Raw genomic sequence first — 18,356 nt, forward strand, 5'->3', positions numbered from 1 at the left:
GAGGCGTTCCGCTCAGGCGGTCGCCGCGAGGAACCCGGGCTCGGCTGCCGCGCCGTTCGGCGTGACCGTCACCGCTTGGCCGAGCGCCGGGGCGGCCAGGCACGGGATGACGAGCTGCCAGAACCCGGTGAGCGAAGGCGGGGAGACCCAGCGCGCGTCCTTGCGGCCGAGCAGGCCGAAGCCGGTCGTCGCCGCGAGGATGGTGGCGAGCGCCGCCGTCGGATCCACGTGCTCGGCGAGCAGGTCCTCCTCGCGGGCTCGCGCCAGCAACTGCCGTACGCACACCTGCCATTCCCGCCGCAGATCCACCTGGCTTGAGCGGCCCGGATCGCTGCTCAGCCGGAGGCCCGCACGCGCGACGACATCGTGGTGCAGCCGGTCGGCCAGGGCGTGCGAGATCTGGACGAGTCGCTGAAGGGCGTTCATTCCCGGGCGTTGGGCCGCCCAGGCGGCGCGGCGCAGGCTCGTGGCCGCCGCCATCTCCACGGCGGACGCGACCGCCGACTTGTTCTCGAAGTGGAAGTGGAGGGCGCCGAGGCTGACTCCCGCATGCGTGCTGATGCCGGCCAGCCTGGCCCGTGCGTATCCGTGTTGCTCGAAGGACTCGGCGGCGGAGTGGATCAGCGCCTGACGGGTGCGCACGGCACGTTCCTGTTGCATACCGGGGCTCCTCGGTACCTGGGCTGGCTGCTGGGCATTATCAAACCAGCTTCGCGGTTTTTCGACCACCACTAAGGATGCCTCCGGCATGTGCAGGATTGTTCGGGCCGGGGCACGGCGGCGGCGGACAGCGGCAGGCGTCGGTCACGAGCCGGGGGCGCCGTCTCATGACCGGCGCCGGTCGCTCGCCATGCCGCCTGGGTTACAGGGCCGCCCGGGTCACAGACTGGTCAGCACCTGCGGGGAGAGGATTTTGATCATGGTGTTGGTCCAGCGCATCTGACGCAGCGTCTGCGGATGGCAGGACGAGGCGAGTTCGAGAAGAGTGGCGTCCCGCGTTGCCTGAGCCGCCTGGGCCAGCATCTCCCAGTTCAGCGAGTTCTCCGATGCGGCCAGGTGCAGTTCCCGCAGGTCGCGCAGCAGGAGCAGCCCCGGCTCGGGGCGGCGCCCCAGGGCCTGCGCCGTCTTCGCCCTGAGGGTCCCAAGGACGCCGGTCCCGGAGGAGTCGGGCGGCCCGTCCAGGTCGACGTCGTAGCCGCGGGCGGTCTTCGCGAGCCGGGCCACGTGCTCGCGCGACCAGCCGGCCAGGTCGATGGCGACGCGGTGGACCTCGTGCTCGGTACGGTGACGTTCGGCTACCGCCAGCAGTTCCTCGGCCAAGTGGTGCTCGCCCTGGTGTGTGCTGCGCAGGACGATCTGGATGCCCTTCACGTGCCGCTCCCTTCGCGCCTGTCGCCGTCGTCATCCCGTGTCTGGGTCGCGTGCGCGGACGGTCCTCCCACGGTCGGAGCGGTGGGGGCGGCTCCGACGGGCGCGGATGCGGCGGTGGTGGGCGCCACCACGGCGCCGTCCCCGCGTTCCACGAGGCGCAGGGCCGCGGCGGCCGTCTTGAACAGGGGCTGCTTCGAGACGGGGTCCCAGTCGGTGATCGTCGTCTCGTTGGCGGCCCGGCCCGGGGTGCCGTCGCCTGGCCCGTGACCCGCCGGCGTGTCCCAATAGCCGTAGTGGAAGGGCACGAACAGCAGGCCGGGCCGGATGCCGGTGATCCGCAGCCGTGCGCGCAGCGCGCCGCGCGCGGTGCTCACCTCCATCAAGTCGCCCTCGTGCAGGCCCAGTTGGTTCGCGTCCTCGGCGGAGGCCTCCACCCACACATCCGGCGCGGCGGCATTGAGCTGTGGGGCGCGTCCCGTCTTCGTACGGGTGTGGAAGTGGTAGATGGTCCGTCCGGTGGTGAGCTGGAAGGGGTGGTCGTCGCTCGGCATCTCGTGCGGCGGCAGATAGCCGGCCGCTTTCAACAGGCCCTTGCCGTCCGGGTTCAGCGACCGGTATTCGACGACCGCGGTGGACGCGCCGGTCACCAGGTCCCTGCCGTAGGACTCGCACATGTCGGGGTGGGCCCAGCTGATCTTGTCGCGGTAGAGGCGGTCGGTGCCCTCGGGGAACTCGTCGTTGCAGGGCCACTGGATTCCGCTGGCGCCGCGCAGTTTGCCGTACGTGAGGCCCGTGTAGTCGCACGGCCGTCCCGCGCTGCACCGCTTCCAGGCCTCGAAGGCCGACTCGGGGTCGTGCCAGGTGACCAGGGGCCCGCCGTCCTTGTCCTGGAAGCCCATGCGGGAGGCGTAGTCGAGGAAGATGTCCAGGTCCGGCTTGGCCTCGCCCGGTGGTTCGACCGCCTTGTCCGACAGATGTACGGTCCGGTCGGCGTTGGTGAACGTGCCGGTCTTCTCCCCCCAGGTGGCCGCGGGCAGTACCACGTCGGCCAGTTGGGCCGTCTCGGTCAGGAAGAGGTCCTGGACCACGACGAACAGGTCGTCCCGGGCGAGGACGGAGCGGATGCGGGCGAGCTCGGGCAGGGAGACCGCGGGGTTGGTGCCGCTGATCCAGAGCATGCGGATCGAGCCCTGTTCGGCGTAACGGAACATCTGCATGGCGTGGGTCGGCGGACCGTAGTGCGGGATGGTGTCCGGCTCCACGTTCCACACCTTGGCCAGATCGGCGACGTGGTCGTCGTTCTCCCAGTTGCGAAAGCCCGGCAGATCGCCGTTGGCGCCGCATTCGCGGGTGTTCTGCGCGGTGGGCTGCCCGTTCATCTGCAGGACTCCGGCGCCGGGACGGCCGAGCATCCCGCGGATCATGTGCAGGTTGTTGACCTGTACGGCGGCGGCCGTCGCCTGGTGGGACTGGTAGACGCCCTGCAACACCGTGGACAGCAGGCGCTGGGCGCCGCCGAGGATGTCGGCCGCCTGCCTGATGTGGTCGGCCGGTACGTCACAGATCTCCGCGGCCCACTGCGGGGTGCAGTCCTTGACCCGTTCCTTCAGCTCGTCGAAGCCCACGGTGTGGGAGTCGATGTACTCCTGATCGATGCGACCGGTCCGGATGATCTCGTGCAGGAGCGCGTTGAGCAGCGCCAGGTTCGTTCCGCCGCGCGGCGCGAGATGCACGGAGGCCAGGCGCGCCGCCGGGGTGGGCCTCGGGTCGACGCACACGAGCCGGGGCGGGTCGCTGCCTTCCAGACGGTCCAGGACGCGCATCCACTGCACCGGTTGAGTCTCGGCGAGGTTGTGGCCGAACAGGGCGATGACGTCGGCATGGTCGATGTCGTCGAAACTGCCCGGCTGCCCGTCGCAGCCGAAGGATTCCTTCAGCGCCTCGGCCGCGGTGGAGGTGCACAGACGGGTGTTGCCGTCGAGGTGGTTGGTGCCGATCCCGCCCCGGGCGAGCACGGCGAGCGTGTAGTACTCCTCCAGGAACAGCTGGCCGCTGGTGTAGAAGCCGATCGAACCCGGCCCCCGCCGGTCGAGGAGGTCCTTGGACCGGGAGACCACCCGGCTTATCGCGGTGTCCCAGTCGCACTCGACGAGTCGGCCGCCCTCGCGGACCAAAGGACGCGTCAGGCGGTCCCGGGAGCTGTTGGCCTGCCATCCGAACAGGTCCTTCGGCCCGAGCCGCCCGTGGTTGACGCGGTCCGACACACGGCCGCGGACGCCGACCATGTGGCCGTCCTTGACCGCGATGTCCATGGCGTCTCCGTCGGAGTGCAGAATCGAGGCGGCCTGTACCCACCGCTGCACTTCTGCGGGTTCAACCCCTTCGGCGAGGTACGTGTCGACACGTGCCGGCCACGCCTCACCCCGTCCGTACGGAGTGCGGCCGCCCCATGGCTCCGCGATCCGGTCCGCCGATGCGTCCATGCCCACCTCCCAGTGCCACGACCGACACCCGGTGCGGCGACCGTTCATCGGTACCCGTGGCCGAAGGGTTGTAACGGCGGCGCCGCTCGGACCGTCCCATGGTGTGAGCCCGCCGAGCAGCGCCGGGCGGGCCGGCAGAGCGGCGGCGCCTGCGGCGTGTCCGGGCTCGGGCGGCGGGCGGCGCATCGCTTCCTACGCCGACGGACCGCCGCTGCCGAACGCCCCGCTCTGCCCCTCGTCGGGCGGCGCCTGGTCCTCGGCGCGGCGGGTGCCCTGGTTGCCGAAGCCCGGCAGCTGGTGCGGGGTGAGCCGGTGGTCGCTGCGGGGGACCTCGGCGGGCTCACGGCGTTCACGGACCTCGCCCACCGGGCCCGACTCCGGCAGCCGCGGCTGCTCGCCGGGGCGGGGCGGTGCCGCGCGGCGGGCCTGGCGGCGCCGCCCCCACCACACGGCACCGATCAACAACGCCACCAGCACCACGCCGACAGCGAGCGGAACCACGCCGATCACCAGGCCGTGGTCGAGGGCCAGTTGCATGCTGAGACACGTCATCCGGTGCGGGTACCCCAGCGGTCTCCGTGAAACGTCGACGGGTGCCGGGCCCGGCCCGCACGCCGTCCGAGCCGGCGGCCCACTGCGGGGAAGTGTTGGTCTTTCCCCCGGCCAGGCCACTAGAGCGGCGACTATTGGGCACCCTCCCTACAGGTCTCCCCCACGCGGCGTGGATCTTCATCCGCGGCGGCCGCGTGGGATTCCAGCAGCAGTCGAGAAGGCAGGTGGCCCCCATGTCGGCGGCGACGACCGGCAACGGACAGGGCGCGTACGGCGGGCGTTTCTCCGTCGCCGCGCGGCTCGTGCCCGGTGTCCGGATGTCCGAGAGCGCAAGGGCGCATCAGGTGTGCTGTGCCCACACCGATCCATGGGAGGCGGTGGTCGCGTGGGTACGGAAGTAGCGGAGAGCGTGATGAGCGGCACGGGCCTGTCCGGGCGGAGCCAGATCCGCCGGCTGAGGCTGTTCGGAGTGGCCGGTGTGGTCTCCCGCTGCCGGGATTTCACCGCCGTGGCCCTGGACGACTGGGGATGGACGTCGTCGGCCGACCCGGCGGACGCCGAGCGGGTGGACGATGTGCTGCTCCTCGTGTCCGAAGTCGTCACGAACGCGTGCCTGCACGCGGCCGGCCCCCGCGAGCTCGTCCTGCGCCACAGGGACGGGCACCTTCGGGTCGAGGTCACCGACGCCAGCTCCGCCGCCCCCGTACGCCGTCCCCGCGCACCCTCGGTGCCCGGCGGGCACGGTCTGATGCTGCTCGACCGGCTCGCCGCCAGGTGGGGCTCGGCGGCCGCGGCCGAGGGGGCAGGCAAGACGGTGTGGCTCGAAGTCGTCCTGCCTTCCAGTGCCGCCCGCGATGCCGCCCGCAGCGGCGTCCGCGCGAGGTAGCGCACTCGGCCCGTCGGCCCGCGTGGCCAGTGTCCCCGCGTCGCCGCTGCGCGGTCGGGATTGCCCCCCGCTCCGACCGTCGGCGCGACTCCCCCAAGCCGCCGGTCCGGCCGCCGGTCCTTGTTCGACATTCGCCGGTCCGTCTTCGTCAATGCGGCCGTCCGTCTGCGTCCCCGTCTTCGAGGAGGCCGGCACGCAGCCGGTCCATGATCTGGGCCAGGACGCGCGAGACATGCATCTGCGAGAGGCCGACCCTCGCCCCTATCTCGGACTGCGTCAGCTCCTGGCCGAAACGCAGCGACAGAATGGTGCGTTCGCGGTCCGTCAGGGCGGCGATCAGCGGTTTGAGGGAGTCTAGGCACTCGATGACGTCGAACGAGGGCTCCTCCACGCCCAGGGTCCGGAGGACGGCGGTGGCCCCGCTGTCCTCGTCGGCGAGGTCGAGCGAGCGGGCCGTGTAGGCGTTCGCGGCCTGCTCGCCCTCGGCCACTTCGGCCTCGGTGATCCCCAGGCGGGCGGCCAGTTCTCGCGTCGTGGGTGGCCGGCCCAGCTCCTGCCCGAGTCCGTCGGCGGCCCCGGCCAGCCGCAGGCGCAGTTCCTGAAGGCGGCGTGGCACCTGGACGGCCCAGCTGGTGTCCCGGAAGAAGCGCTTCATCTCTCCGGTGATCGTCGGCAGCGCGAAGGAGGCGAACTCCACTTCGCGCGCCGGCTCGAAGCGGTTGATCGCCTTGATGAGGCCGATGGTGCCGACCTGAAGGATGTCCTCCGCCGGCTCGGCGCGGTTGCGGAAGAGGCGCGCGGCGAATCTGACCAGGCTCAGATTCAGCTCGACCAGCGTGTTGCGGACGCAGGCGTGTTCCGGAGTGCCCTCGTCGAGCTCCGCGAGCCGTCGCAGCAGCGTTTCGGACAGGGCGCGTGCGTCGGCGGTGCTGAGGTCCTGGGGGCGGGGCACCTCGGGGATGCCGCCCAGGGCCCTGCGCCGTACGACGGGCGGCGGCGCCTGCGGGACCCGGCTGACGGTGGGCATGGGGGCTCCTTCGACGGGGCGGGCCCGTACGCCCCCGACGACAGGGCCCGTCATCCGCGCACTCTCATTCTTTTATGCCCTGATTGGCGGCGTTTAATGCCAAAAGGCGCATCAGCCGTGCCTGTCGGGGCAGGCGACTTTCATGAAAGGTGGGCATGCCACGAAGCACGCGTCGCGGAGCCGCCGGTTCCCGCTGGCCGGGGAACCGGGGGTGGTGACGCGGTGCCGCGATCTCACACGTCAGGCCATCGACGAGTGGTTCGGGCCCCGCGGGCCGAAGGAGAGCGTGGCCGTGCAGGACGCGCTGCTCCTGGTCTCCGAGGTCGCCACCAACGCCTGCGTACACGGCGGTGAGCCCTACGAACTCCGCCTCGACCGCGTGGGCGACCGACTCCTGGTGCAGATCAGCGACCGCAGCCCCCGGCGCCCGAGCCCGCACGGCCCGCACCGGCCCGCACGCTCGTCGGGGCACGGCCTGTATCTGCTGCGGCGGCTCTCGGCGGCATGGGGCTGGGTGCCCCGCGGACGCGGCAAGACCGTGTGGTTCGAGCTCCGCATCGCCGACCCCGCTGTTGCACCCGGCGGATCACCGGGTAGGCGTGGACCATGACGACGAGCAAGAACCGAAGCCCCGACCTGCCCGATGCCCGCGGCGAGCTGTCCGCGGCCATCATCGGCCGCCTGCGCGGCGACACGGCCCGGCTCCCCGGCGAGGCGTCCGTCGCCCGCGCCACCGCGTACGGCGACGATCTGCAGCTGGCCCTGTACGTCGGCTACGAACTGCACTACCGGGGCTTCGCCGAGGTCGACGACGCCCTTGAGTGGGATCCCGCGCTGATCGAGCTGCGGGGCCTCATGGAGGACCGCTTCCTCGACGCGCTGCGCCAGGACGCGGTGCGCGATCACGACGTCGACGACGCCTTCGCGGAACTCCTCGTCGAGCCGGTCCACGGCACCGGAGTGTCCTACTTCCTCCAGGACGAGGGCGAGCTCTGGCGGCTGCGCGAGTACGCCGCCCAGCGCTCGCTGTACCACCTCAAGGAGGCCGATCCGCACGCCTGGGTGCTGCCCCGTCTGTGGGGGCGGGCGAAGGCGGGAATGGCGGCCGTGGAGTTCGACGAGTTCGGCGGCGGCAGGGCCGAGCGGGTGCACGCCCGTCTCTTCGCCGATCTGATGGACGACCTAGGGCTCGACACGACGTACGGCCGCTACGTGGACGCCGGATCGGCGCAGATGCTCGCCACGGTCAACCTCATGTCGCTCCTCGGGTTGCGGCGCGCCCTGCGCGGGGCGCTGCTCGGCCACTTCGCCACCCTGGAGGTCACCTCCTCCCCCTCGTCGCGGCGCATGGCGCTGGCGATGAAGCGGGCCGGCGCGGGACCGGCCGCGGAGTTCTTCTACACCGAGCACGTGGAGGCCGACGCGGTGCACGAGCAGGTCGTACGGCACGAAGTCATCGGTGGCCTCCTGGAGGAGGAGCCGGAGCTGGCCCAGGACGTCGTGTTCGGCGTCGACGCCACCGTCTTCCTGGAGGACAGGTTCGCGGACCATCTTCTGGGGCATTGGCAGGCACAGAAGTCGTCGCTGCGGTTCCCGCTTCCCCAGCAGCCCCAATGATTCTCACTGTTAAACATAAATTAGTGCGGATCTATCACGAATTGTCGGGTACTCGGGGCGCGTGAACCTATTCGCTCTCCCCGGCGTCTACGACCCGCAGGACGACACCGACCTGCTGGCCGACGCGTTGCACGACGAAGCGTTGCCTCCGGGCGCCGAGGTCCTCGACATCGGCACCGGCACCGGCGCGATCGCCCTCACGGCCGCCCGCCTCGGCGCCCGGGTCACCGCGGTCGACATCTCCTGGCGTGCCGTGCTCAGCACCCGCCTCAACGCACGACTGGCCGGGCTGCCGGTCCGCGTCGTACGAGGGAACCTCCTCACACCACTGGCGGGACGCTCCTTCGACCTCATTCTGAGCAACCCGCCCTACGTCCCCGCGCTCTCCCCCACGGCCCCCGAGCGCGGCCCCGCCCGGGCCTGGGACGCGGGTCACGACGGCCGGCTCCTGCTCCGCCGCATCTGCCAGGAGGCACCTGCGCTGCTGCGGCCGGGCGGCGTACTCCTCATCGTCCATTCGGCTCTCAGCGACCCGCAGGCGACCCTGCTCGAACTGCGGGAGCGGGGCCTGAAGGCCGCGGTGGCCGACCGCCGGTTCATTCCGTTCGGCCCGGTCCTGCGGTCCCGGCGCGCCTGGCTTGCGGAGCAGGGGCTGATAGGCGACGACGACACGATGGAAGAGCTGGTGGTCATCCGTGCCGAACGACCCGTCTGACAACGCCCGGCGCATCCAGATGCAGCGCGAGGGGCCGCTGCTCGTCGAGGGCCCCGTCGAGGTCGTCCTTGAGGACGGCACCACCGCCGTCTCGGACCGCTGCATGGTCGCGCTGTGCACCTGTAGGCGCAGCCGGTGCTATCCGTGGTGCGACACCAGTCACCGGCGCCGCAGCCGGGACTGACCCGGCGCCACGCGCCCGGCCCCGGTACAAGGCCCCGCCGCGGAGCCATCTGTGCCCGCATCCGAAAGGCGGGCCCGTCCGCCGCGGGGGAGGCTTGCCCGTACGAGAAGGACCCCGCCGAGCCCCGACGAGAAGGGTTGCCATGCCGACTCCCGCCACCTCCTCCCCGCTGGCCGTACCGGTGCGTGCCTGGGCCCGCTGGCGGCGCGGGCGCGACCTTGCGATCTCCGCGCCGGCCTCCGGTGTCGAGGCCGCCAACCGCCGGTTCCTGCTCTACGGAGTGCTGCCGTTGTGGGTGGCTCCGGGCGTCGCGGACTGGTGGATGCACCGGCGTACGAAGATCGAGGAGACGTCCGGGGCCCGAGAGTCGGCCGTGCACGCGCTGATGATGACCGAGGCGGGCATTCCCGTCGCCGTGGGTCTCCTGGCGAAGGTCAACCCGCTGGTCCTTTCCCTCATGGGCGGCGCGGCGCTCGCCCATGGCGCGACCGCCCTGTACGACGTCAGCTTCGCGACCGGGCGCCGCGAGGTCCGGCCGGTGGAGCAGCACATCCACAGCTTCCTCGAAGTGCTGCCCCTGACGGCGATGGCGTTCGTCGCCTGTCTGCATCCCGAGGCCGTTCGCGCGGCGGTGCGGGGCGGGCCCGGCCCCGACGACTGGAAGCTGTTGCCCAAGGAACACCCGCTGCCCGCCCGCTATCTCGCGGCCCTGGGTGTGACCATCGCGCTCGGCGTGGGCCTCCCCTACGCCGAGGAGATGAAGCGCTGCCTGCGGGCCCGTCGCCTGCGGCGCGCCGCATGAGGCGCGGCGCCGTGGGAGCGGCCACGACACGGCCCGGACCCACGCCGTTACCACGGCCTCGTCGCGTCGAGTTGGGCGGCGCGGGCCCCGAGGACGTCGTCTTCGACGGCGCCGGGCGGGTGGTGACCGGTGTGGCGGACGGCCGGGTGCTGCGCATCGTCCTTCCCACGGGCGACCGCCCCGCCGGGATCGAGCAGGTGGGCCACACCCGGGGGCGGCCCCTCGGGCTCGAAGTCCTGCCCGACGGGCGTCTGTTGGTGTGCGACGCCGAGCGGGGGCTGCTTCGGCTCGACCCGGACGGCGAGCAGCGGCCGGAGGTGCTGGCCGACTCGGTGGCCGGGGCGCCCTTGCGTTTTTGCAGCAACGCGGTGGCGGCCGCCGACGGCACGGTCTATTTCACGGTGTCCAGCCGCCGTCACGGTCTCGACGACTGGCTGTGCGACATCCTGGAGCATGAACCCACGGGCCTGCTGGTGCGGCTGACGCCGGGGGCCGAGCCCCAGGTGCTCCTGGATGGGCTGCAATTCGCCAACGGCGTGGCGCTCGCACCCGACGAGTCGTACGTGATGGTGGCCGAGACCGGAGCGTGGCGGCTCACCAGGCTGTGGCTGAGCGGCCCGGACGCGGGCCGCCACGACATCCTGGCCGACGCGCTTCCGGGCTTCCCCGACAACGTGTCCCGCAGCCCGGCCGGTGGATTCTGGGTCGCGCTCGCCGGGCCCCGCACGCCGCCGCTCGCATGGCTGCACCGCGCCGCGCCCGGCGTCCGCCGCGCGGTGGCCGGCGCGGCCCGGCACCTGCCGACGCCGCCGGCCTCGGGTGCGCGCGTGATCGAGGTCGACGAGCGGGGCCGGGTGGTCCGCGAACTGCGGGGCGCCGGGCGGCGGTTCCGCATGACGACGTCGGTCGGCGAACACGGGGGACGCCTGGTCATGGGCAGTCTGATGGAGCACGCCATCGCCTGGTGCGACTTGCCCGCCCCCGCCTGAGACCGGCCCCGTGCCGCCCGGCCGACCCGGCGGGACACCCATCGCGGCCACGTTCTGCAATGCCGACTGGGACACACATCGTGCGTACCGGCCGAGACCCACCTTGCGGCCACCGTTCCGCAGTACCGCCCGAGACACACGACCGGGGCCACCGCCCCGCAGTACCGGCCGAGACACACGACCGGGGCCACCGCCCCGCAGTACCGGCCCAGACACACGACCGGGGCCGCTCAGGACACGTGTCCCGAGCGGCCCCGCCGTTTTGTCCTTCAGCGTCGGCGTCCCGGGTGGCTGCCTTCTCCCGGCCCGGCGCTTCCGCACCTGCGCGGCCTCACTAAACGAGGCGCGCACCCTTCCACCTACCAGCGATACCAGCGGCCCGATCCGCCCTTCGGCCGGGCGACGAACCCGATGAGCCACAGGATCAGAACGACGATCGCGACCCACCACAGGACTTTCACCGCGAACCCGATACCGAAGAGAATCAGGGCCAGCAGCAGAACGAGAAGCAAGGGAACCATGGGAACCACCTCCAGGTCTTCATGTGCCCGCATCGCATTTCCTCATTCATCGTGGCGCACGGATCGCACCGGGGCGCGGCGCCGGCCCTTGCGCCGCGCCGACTGCTCCGCCCGTGAAGGCCCGTTCGGACGAGCCGTCCCCCGTGCCGTGGCGCGGGCCGCCCGCGCGCCGCGGCACACCGCTTCGCCGCGGTTCGGCGCGGTTCAGCGCGGTTCGGCGCGCAGGGCCGGGGTACGCGCGGCGTGCGGTCGTCCTGAACGCCGCCGGCACGGCCGAGCCCCTGCCGGTCCCTCATGGCGGCTCAGCCGTCGGGCCACCTCCCGATTGCGAAGTGGTCCCGGGCGGCACAGGGTGAGGGTGATCCCCCCAGATCACCGTGACAGCCAAGGAGATGACATGCCCAGCGGATCCAGCCCGAAGCGGGAACGTCAGTACGAGCACATCAAGGAGAGCGCCGAGGACCGCGGCGCGAGCAGCAAGCGCGCGAAGGAGATCGCGGCGCGGACCGTCAACAAGGAGCGGGCTCGTTCGGGTGAGTCCAAGACGGCCAGCAAGAGTTCCACCCAGGACATGTCGTCGTCCAAGCGTGGTGGCCAGCGCTCGCACAGCGGCTCGCAGGGGCCGACGTACGACCAGCTCTACTCGGAGGCGCAGCGCCGCAACGTCCACGGCCGCTCCAGCATGGACAAGGCACAGCTGAAGCGCGCCCTCGGCAAGTGACCGGACCGCCCGGTGCCCTCACCGGCGCACGTCCCGCCGCACTGCTACGCGGCCCCGCCCGGAGAACGGATGCGCCGCGGCGTTCGGGGCCCATCGCAGCCGCACCCGGCCGATGGGCCCCTTTTTCCGGCCCGTACGAGGTTCGAACGCCAGGCACGCCCCCTGACACACATGTCCGTGACGTGCCACCGGGCATGGCCCATTGGGGTTAAAGACGGGCGACGCGGTGAGCGTGCCCGGTACGGTGACCGGCGTACGGGGCTGCATGGTGAGGCTATGCACTCGCCTCAAGCGTCCGGGACTTCCTCTCGGCCCAATTCCCTGTCCCGGCGCGGTTTTACGGTCGCCACCGCCGCCACGGCCGCCGCGGTCGCCACGAGCGCGGCCGCGCCGACGGCCTCCGCCGCGACGGCGACGCCCGTCCTGGCCCCCACCGCGCCCGCGTCACTGTCCCAGCGCTGCGTGGAGGTCGCGCGGGCGCTGCTGATGCGCGGGCCGGACGGCCGTGACCTGATCCCGTCCTATCGGCAAGTCCTCGTGGGCAGTGGCCTGCCGCGGTCCGCCGCCGCGCCGAAGAAGGTCCTGGTGGTGGGCGCGGGGCCGGCCGGGCTCGTCACCACGCTGCTGCTGCGGCGCGCCGGGCACACGGTCACGCTCGTCGAGGCCAACGGCAACCGCGCGGGCGGCAGGATCAAGACGTTCAGGACCGGCGGCCACGAGCACGCCGAGCAGCCGTTCGCCGACCCGCGGCAGTACGCGGAGGCCGGGGCCATGCGGATCCCGCAGAGCCACCCCCTGGTCATGGCACTCATCGACCACCTGAAGGTGGCACGGCAGAAGTTCCGTCTCGTCGACGAGAACACCGACGGAAGCCCCGCGCAACGCACCTGGATCCAGGTCAACGGTCTCCGCGTCCGCCGGGTCGACTACGCGCGCAGTCCCCGACGCGTCAACCGTTCGTTCGGTGTTCCCCGGGCGCTGTGGGACGTACCTTCCAGCAAGATCCTCAGCAACGCCCTGGCGCCGGTCCGGGACGAGTTCAGCACGGTGGGGGCCGACGGGCGTCGGGTGGACAAGCCGGCCGAGGAGATGATCGCCGGGTGGGCGCGCGTCATCGAGCGTTTCGGTGACTGGTCCATGCGCCGTTTCCTGACCGAGTTCGCCAAGCTCGACGAGCCCACCATCAACTTGGTCGGCTGCCTCGAAGACCTCACTTCGCGTCTTCCCCTGTCGTTCATCCACAGCTTCCTCGATGCCGCTCTCATCAGCCCCGACACGACTTTCTGGGAGCTGCGCGGCGGCACCGCCTCGCTGCCGGATGCCCTGTTGAAGGAGGTCGAAGACTGTGTGCGCTTCGACCGCCGGGTCACGCGGATCGAGTACTGGGACCCGTCCCGCCCCCACACCGACACGCCTCATGTGCGCGCCGACGGACCACACGTATGGATCGACACCGTGTCGGAGGGACGCGGGGGCACGCCGGTGCGCGAACAGTTCGCCGCCGACCTGGCCGTCATCACCGTGCCGTTCTCGGGGCTGCGGCACATCCAGGTGGCGCCCCTCCTGTCGTACCGCAAGCGCAGGGCCGTCACCGAACTCCACTACGACAGCGCCACCAAGGTCCTCCTCGAATTCAGCCGACGCTGGTGGGAGTTCAGCGAGGAGGAGTGGAAGCGCGAGCTCGCCTCCATCGGTCCGGGCCTCTACGACTCCTACCGCAGGGGCATGGCTCCCGCCGACGGCAGTCTGCTGGGCCGGCACGACTCCGTCACCGGTGAGTATCTGTCCGGCAACCAGCGCGCCTTCTACGCGGCCTACCGTTGCGTCTCGCGCGACCAGCCGGGCGCCGTGGGCAGCCTCGGTGGCGGATCGGTCAGCGACAACCCCAACCGGTTCACCTTCAACCCCTCCCACACCGTGCCCGGCAGCCCCGGCGGCGTCGTGCTCGCGTCCTACACCTGGGCGGACGACGCGATGCGCTGGGACGCCTTCGACGACGAGGCCCGCTACCCCCACGCGCTGTCCGGGCTCCAGGAGATCTACGGGCAGCGCATCGAGGTCTTCTACACCGGCGCGGGACGCACCCAGAGCTGGGCGCGCGACCCCTATGCCTACGGCGAGGCGTCGGTCCTGCTGCCGGGCCAGCACACCGAGCTGTTCCCCGACATCGCCGTCCCCGAAGGCCCGTTGCACTTCGCCGGGGACCACACCTCCCTGAAGCCCGCATGGATCGAGGGGGCCGTGGAATCGGGGGTACGCGCCGCGATCGAGGTCCATTCCGCGCACTGATCCGCACGAGCCGTAAGGCTGCCGGGCCACCAACTGCCGTCCCGCCGATCCCTGTCAGAGAACGGTCCCGCCCGCTTCCTCGCCCGGCCCGTCGAGGAAGCGGCAAAGGAGCGCGGCCTCCTCGCGCAGCCGCGCCGCGTGGTCGGCGTGGGCGGGCGCGGTCAACTGTGCTGCGGCCGCGCGTCGTTCGGCGATCTCGGCGCGCACGATGTCCGCCATCTCGCGCTCGCTCGGCTCACGCCGTGCCGCTTCGGTGGCACCGACGCCCATGGGCGCGTCCTCGATGGCCACGCCCCGCAGTCCGGGCCGCGCCGACCGGCACCGCCTCGGCGTTGTCCAGCGCGGCAAGGGTCGCGCGCAGGGCGCTCACCGCCACCTTGTCGCGGGCTCGCATCGCTGCGGGCAGGGCTTGACGCATACGTACGCGCAGAGACATGCGAGGGACCTTACGGTCGTGACCCTGCCCCGGCAACGGGATATCCCCGGGGCGCCGAAGAGGCGGCTCGTGACACGTACGGGAGTGTCGGGGGGCGGGGCCGGTCGTTGGGCGGCGCATGTTCTTCACTCGTTCCGCCCTCGCCGTAACGGCCCTCGCCGCGTGCAACTGCCTCTCACTCCCCGGCGCCGCCGCAAGCGCCCCCTCCCCCAGCGCCGACGACAACTGCGCCGGTATCGGAGTGCACGTCGGGCTCTGCCAGGTCCTGGCCGAACAGCACGTGCTCAGCGGCAACAACCCGCAGCTCGGCAGCCGCCCCTGAGCGGCCCGGCAGGCCCGCCCCGGCCGTTCGCGGGGCCCGCGACGGGGCGCGGGCGGTCAGTAGGGTGAGAGCCATGCCGGACGCATCGCCCCGCCCCGAACCGTTCCATCCGCAGACCGCCCCCTCGGCGCTCGACGACCTCGGCGCGCGGCTGCGCGCGACGCGCTGGCCGGATGTGCCCGAGGGCGCCGGTTGGTCACTGGGGACCGACCTCTCCTACCTCCGTGAACTCGTCGCGTACTGGGCGGACGAGTTCGACTGGCCGGCGCAGGAGGCGGCCCTCGCCCAACTCCCCCACTTCCGCGTCCCGCTCGGCGGCCTCAGGATCCACTTCGTCCACGCCAGAGCCGTCGCGCCGAGCGGGCCCGTGCTGCCGCTCATCCTCAACCACGGCTGGCCGGACTGCTTCTGGCGCTACGCGAAGGTCATCCCGCTCCTGACCGACCCCGGCGCGCACGGCGCCGACCCGGCCGACGCGTTCGACGTCGTCGTGCCCGACATGCCGGGCTTCGGCTATTCCGACCGGCCCAAGGGCCCGCCCCTCGACTCCGTCGCCGTCGCCGCCCTGTGGGCCGAGCTCATGGACGTCCTCGGGTACGGGCGTTTCGGCGCGGCGGGCGGTGATGTGGGAAGTCACGTCAGCCGCTATCTCGCGCTCGACCACCCCGACCGGGTCGTGGCCGTGCACCGCACCGATGGCGGCCTCCCCCTCTTCACCGGCGACCGAGCCGAGCTCTCGCAGGAGGAGCGGGCCTGGTTCGACGAGGTGGCCGCATGGGGAGCGGCCGAGGGCGCCTACGCCGCCGTGCACCGCACGAAGCCGCAGACCGCCGCGTTCGGTCTCAGCGACTCGCCGGCCGGGCTCGCCGCCTGGATCGTCGAGAAGCTCCGTGCCTGGAGCGACTGCGGCGGCGATGTCGAGAGGAGCTTCACGAAGGACGAGATCCTCACGAACGTCACGCTGTACTGGCTCACGGAGACCATCGGGTCCTCGATGCGCATGTATCGCGCGAACGCCGCGATCCCGCCGGCGCAGCTCGCCCGCCGGGTGGAGGTGCCGTCCGGGTTCTCGCTCTTCGCGGGCGACGTCGTCCGCCCGCCCCGGGCCTGGCTGGAGCGGACGGCGAACGTCGTGCGGGTGACCGAACCGGCGCGCGGCGGCCATTTCGCGCCGTTCGAGGAACCCGAACTGTACGCGGAGGAACTACGCGCGTTCTTCCGCCCTTACCGGGCGGCGGCACGCTGAGGGCTTCCTTGTCGACGGGGCGGGGCGACGCCGCCCGGGCGCGTTCAGCCCCGGGACGTGGGCGGCGGGACGAAGGCCAGCGGGTGGCGGACCGTTTCCGGGCCTCGCACCCGGGTGCCGAACACCACGAGCTCACACGCCCCTTGGGCCCGGCAGTCGATCGTGCGGCCGTCGATGGCGGTGAACGTCGCCGACAGGGTGACCGTCTCGTCCAGGTGCCCGGTGTCACTGGTGGCCGGGGGCCTGGAACGCGGGCGGCAGCCGAGCGTGTCGGTGGAGCCGGCCGCGCACTCCATGATCAGGGCATGGAACTGCGGCTCGTACCCCGTGCCCGTCGCCCGCACCGCCTGGCCGTCCACCAGGCCGTCGTCGGGGTTCACGCGCAGCGTGGGCGGCGCCTCCAGGCGTCCGTGCGGGGCGAAGGCCAGCGGGACGGTGGTGAGCAGGGCCCCGTTGTTGTCGGTGAGGGCCAGCGAGCACGGGTTGGCGGACGACGCCGTGCGGCAGTCGAACGCCCCTGCCGGGGTGGAGAGTTGGGCGTACAGCTTCTTCGGTGACAGCTGATATGTGCCGTCGGGGTAGACCCGGAACTGCCGCCCGGTGTCGTCGTCACACGTGGTCGCGGACGCCGAGGGCCCGCACTCCTTCACCCAGACGTACGCGCCGGGCGGGCCGCCCGCGATGGTGAAGGTGACGATGTCGCCGTCCCGCAGCCCGGTCGTCCGGTTCACGTTCAGGTGCGGCCCGGCGGGCGCGGGGGCGTACGAGCGCACTGCCGGTGATGCCTGGTGCGGGGCCATCAGGGTCCACGGCCCCCAGCCTCCGCCGGGAAGCGTCTGGTAGATCTCCCACAGCCGGTCCCTGTTCCATTCGCGGACCGTCAAGTGGAGCCTGCCGTCGGGGAGTTGTTCCACCGTACTGGGCTGACTCAGGCCGACGTCCTGGCCGGGGACGGGGCCCGTGGAGAGCACCGGGCCCCAGCCGGATCCGGCGTTCTGCTGGTGCCGCACCTCCATCGTGCTGCCGGTCGTCGACCCGGAGGCGAAGGCGTCGATACTGCCGTCGCGCTCCTTGAACAGCACGACGCCGCCGTGGTACGGGGTCGGTGCGAGCCCGAACGCGTCGGGGCTGCTCCAGCCGCCGGTGTTCTCGACCGAGTGGCAGAACGTTCCGTAGGTGGAGAACAGCAGCTCCAGGCCGCCCGCGGAGTTCTCCATCGCGGTGATGTAGTAGCTCTTCGGGCCGACGGTCGCCGCGCTCACCCGCCGCCACGGCCCGTACGCACCGCCGGGCGCCGCCTGTTCGCGGTGCCAGACGAAGGGCAGGCCGCGGGTCGCCGTGGCGTCGTAGAAGAGCTGGAGCTGTGCGATCCGCCCGTCCGCGCGGTCCACGGACACCAGGCTGTCGGACACGGGCGAGCTCGCCAGGCCCTTGGCGCCCGGGTCCGTACCGCATGCCGCGGAGGCGGCCAAAGTGGCGGGTGCCGCCTGCGCCGCCGCGGGCACGCCCGCCACTCCTGCACAGGCGATCGCCAGCGCGATCACCCCGCGGGCCAGCGCTCCGATGCGCCCCCGACCCGACCTTCTTCGCCGTAACCGCATCCGCTCCACCCTCTCGGTAGCCCACCCGGCAGGGGAGCATCCTCTCGGCGTCGGCGGGCCACGACCAGTTCGCAAATCGGCCAGCGTCACCCGCGAGAACAAGCCGTCATCGACCGCGCCGGGGATGACTCGCCCGCGGGCGGGGACGCCGGCGGGGGCGCCGGCAGGGACGTCAGCGGTGGCGGGCTCGGGCGGTGTACGCGCCGGCGGGCCGGTCGGCGCGGTGCGCCTCGTCCTGGACGAGGAGGCCGAGCAGCGAGGCGACGGTGAGCCCGGCCTCCGCCTCGGCGGGGTGCCGCAGGACCTTTCCCGGCTCGATCCGGTAGGTGTTGCCGCGCCCTTCGCGGGCGTGGGACAGGAAGCCGCTCCGTTCGAGATCGGCGATGATCTTCTGAACGGCACGCTCCGTGAGTCTGCAGTGCGCGGCGATATCTCGGATGCGCACGTTCTGGTCGTCCGCGATGGTCGCCAACACGCGTGCGTGGTTGGTGATGAACGTCCATCCGGTGTGCGGCTCCGGTACTTCTCCCATGGGCGCATCGTAGGCCCGACGATTTGTGTCGCGAAATACACGAACTTGGCTTCATGTATCTC

The 18,356-nt window shown here is 71.9% G+C and carries 19 protein-coding genes and 1 pseudogene; 11 read left to right on the forward strand and 9 right to left on the reverse strand.

What is annotated here, in order from left to right:
• Positions 1-12: 12 nt before the first annotated feature.
• The 4 genes from ACGFW5_RS18120 to ACGFW5_RS18135 form a co-directional block, all read right to left on the reverse strand.
• On the reverse strand, positions 13-660 hold the full coding sequence (locus ACGFW5_RS18120) for a ScbR family autoregulator-binding transcription factor (RefSeq protein WP_393835219.1): 648 nt from the start codon (positions 658-660) through the stop codon (positions 13-15).
• Between the two features lie 219 nt (positions 661-879).
• A complete protein-coding gene (locus ACGFW5_RS18125; RefSeq protein WP_393835220.1) occupies positions 880-1,371 on the reverse strand; it encodes a hypothetical protein in 492 nt (163 codons plus the stop codon).
• Positions 1,368-3,854 (reverse strand): molybdopterin oxidoreductase family protein, encoded by a 2,487-nt coding sequence (locus ACGFW5_RS18130; RefSeq protein WP_393835221.1) that lies wholly within the window; start codon positions 3,852-3,854, stop codon positions 1,368-1,370. Before ACGFW5_RS18130 ends, ACGFW5_RS18125 begins: the two co-directional genes overlap by 4 nt.
• Positions 3,855-4,046: 192 nt before the next feature.
• Positions 4,047-4,406 carry a DUF6479 family protein gene (locus tag ACGFW5_RS18135; protein WP_393835222.1) on the reverse strand — a complete coding sequence of 120 codons (360 nt, stop codon included), beginning with the start codon at positions 4,404-4,406 and terminating at the stop codon, positions 4,047-4,049.
• Between the two features lie 385 nt (positions 4,407-4,791).
• On the opposite strand from ACGFW5_RS18135, the gene ACGFW5_RS18140 reads away from it, so the two are divergent.
• On the forward strand, positions 4,792-5,292 hold the full coding sequence (locus ACGFW5_RS18140) for an ATP-binding protein (RefSeq protein ID WP_393835223.1): 501 nt from the start codon (positions 4,792-4,794) through the stop codon (positions 5,290-5,292).
• 148 nt (positions 5,293-5,440) lie between these two features.
• Here the strand turns inward: ACGFW5_RS18140 and ACGFW5_RS18145 are convergent, their stop codons facing one another.
• Positions 5,441-6,319 (reverse strand): SigB/SigF/SigG family RNA polymerase sigma factor, encoded by an 879-nt coding sequence (locus tag ACGFW5_RS18145; RefSeq protein ID WP_393835224.1) that lies wholly within the window; start codon positions 6,317-6,319, stop codon positions 5,441-5,443.
• Positions 6,320-6,461: 142 nt separating this feature from the next.
• On the opposite strand from ACGFW5_RS18145, the gene ACGFW5_RS18150 reads away from it, so the two are divergent.
• From ACGFW5_RS18150 to ACGFW5_RS18175, 6 genes are all read left to right on the forward strand, one after another.
• A complete protein-coding gene (locus ACGFW5_RS18150; RefSeq protein ID WP_393835225.1) occupies positions 6,462-6,929 on the forward strand; it encodes an ATP-binding protein in 468 nt (155 codons plus the stop codon).
• Positions 6,926-7,936 carry an iron-containing redox enzyme family protein gene (locus ACGFW5_RS18155; RefSeq protein ID WP_393835226.1) on the forward strand — a complete coding sequence of 337 codons (1,011 nt, stop codon included), beginning with the start codon at positions 6,926-6,928 and terminating at the stop codon, positions 7,934-7,936. The genes ACGFW5_RS18150 and ACGFW5_RS18155 overlap by 4 nt, the downstream gene beginning before the upstream one ends.
• A 61-nt stretch (positions 7,937-7,997) precedes the next feature.
• A complete protein-coding gene (locus ACGFW5_RS18160) occupies positions 7,998-8,651 on the forward strand; it encodes a HemK2/MTQ2 family protein methyltransferase (protein WP_393835227.1) in 654 nt (217 codons plus the stop codon).
• Positions 8,632-8,835, forward strand: a complete 204-nt coding sequence (locus ACGFW5_RS18165; protein WP_393835228.1) for a CDGSH iron-sulfur domain-containing protein — start codon at positions 8,632-8,634, stop codon at positions 8,833-8,835. Before ACGFW5_RS18160 ends, ACGFW5_RS18165 begins: the two co-directional genes overlap by 20 nt.
• A 142-nt stretch (positions 8,836-8,977) precedes the next feature.
• Positions 8,978-9,637 carry a diguanylate cyclase gene (locus ACGFW5_RS18170; RefSeq protein WP_393835229.1) on the forward strand — a complete coding sequence of 220 codons (660 nt, stop codon included), beginning with the start codon at positions 8,978-8,980 and terminating at the stop codon, positions 9,635-9,637.
• Positions 9,634-10,626, forward strand: a complete 993-nt coding sequence (locus tag ACGFW5_RS18175) for an SMP-30/gluconolactonase/LRE family protein (RefSeq protein ID WP_393835230.1) — start codon at positions 9,634-9,636, stop codon at positions 10,624-10,626. The genes ACGFW5_RS18170 and ACGFW5_RS18175 overlap by 4 nt, the downstream gene beginning before the upstream one ends.
• Positions 10,627-10,985: 359 nt before the next feature.
• Here ACGFW5_RS18175 and ACGFW5_RS18180 read toward each other — a convergent pair whose 3' ends face one another.
• Entirely contained in the window at positions 10,986-11,147 is a 162-nt protein-coding gene (locus ACGFW5_RS18180; RefSeq protein ID WP_393835231.1) for a hydrophobic protein, read from the reverse strand.
• 397 nt (positions 11,148-11,544) lie between these two features.
• On the opposite strand from ACGFW5_RS18180, the gene ACGFW5_RS18185 reads away from it, so the two are divergent.
• Positions 11,545-11,868, forward strand: a complete 324-nt coding sequence (locus ACGFW5_RS18185) for a plasmid stabilization protein (protein WP_393835232.1) — start codon at positions 11,545-11,547, stop codon at positions 11,866-11,868.
• A 276-nt stretch (positions 11,869-12,144) separates the two neighbouring features.
• A complete protein-coding gene (locus tag ACGFW5_RS18190; RefSeq protein ID WP_393835233.1) occupies positions 12,145-14,157 on the forward strand; it encodes a flavin monoamine oxidase family protein in 2,013 nt (670 codons plus the stop codon).
• 54 nt (positions 14,158-14,211) lie between these two features.
• On the opposite strand, the pseudogene ACGFW5_RS18195 reads toward ACGFW5_RS18190, so the two are convergent.
• Positions 14,212-14,551, reverse strand: a pseudogene (locus ACGFW5_RS18195) (hypothetical protein).
• A 160-nt stretch (positions 14,552-14,711) separates the two neighbouring features.
• Here ACGFW5_RS18195 and ACGFW5_RS18200 point away from each other — a divergent pair.
• Positions 14,712-14,915 carry a hypothetical protein gene (locus ACGFW5_RS18200; RefSeq protein ID WP_393835234.1) on the forward strand — a complete coding sequence of 68 codons (204 nt, stop codon included), beginning with the start codon at positions 14,712-14,714 and terminating at the stop codon, positions 14,913-14,915.
• 73 nt (positions 14,916-14,988) lie between these two features.
• A complete protein-coding gene (locus ACGFW5_RS18205; protein WP_393835235.1) occupies positions 14,989-16,161 on the forward strand; it encodes an epoxide hydrolase family protein in 1,173 nt (390 codons plus the stop codon).
• Between the two features lie 44 nt (positions 16,162-16,205).
• Here ACGFW5_RS18205 and ACGFW5_RS18210 read toward each other — a convergent pair whose 3' ends face one another.
• A complete protein-coding gene (locus tag ACGFW5_RS18210) occupies positions 16,206-17,666 on the reverse strand; it encodes a neocarzinostatin apoprotein domain-containing protein (protein WP_393835236.1) in 1,461 nt (486 codons plus the stop codon).
• 268 nt (positions 17,667-17,934) lie between these two features.
• A complete protein-coding gene (locus ACGFW5_RS18215; protein WP_393835237.1) occupies positions 17,935-18,294 on the reverse strand; it encodes a MarR family transcriptional regulator in 360 nt (119 codons plus the stop codon).
• Positions 18,295-18,356: the final 62 nt, after the last annotated feature.

Source organism: Streptomyces sp. NPDC048416, assembly GCF_043200435.1.
GTDB lineage: Bacteria > Actinomycetota > Actinomycetes > Streptomycetales > Streptomycetaceae > Streptomyces.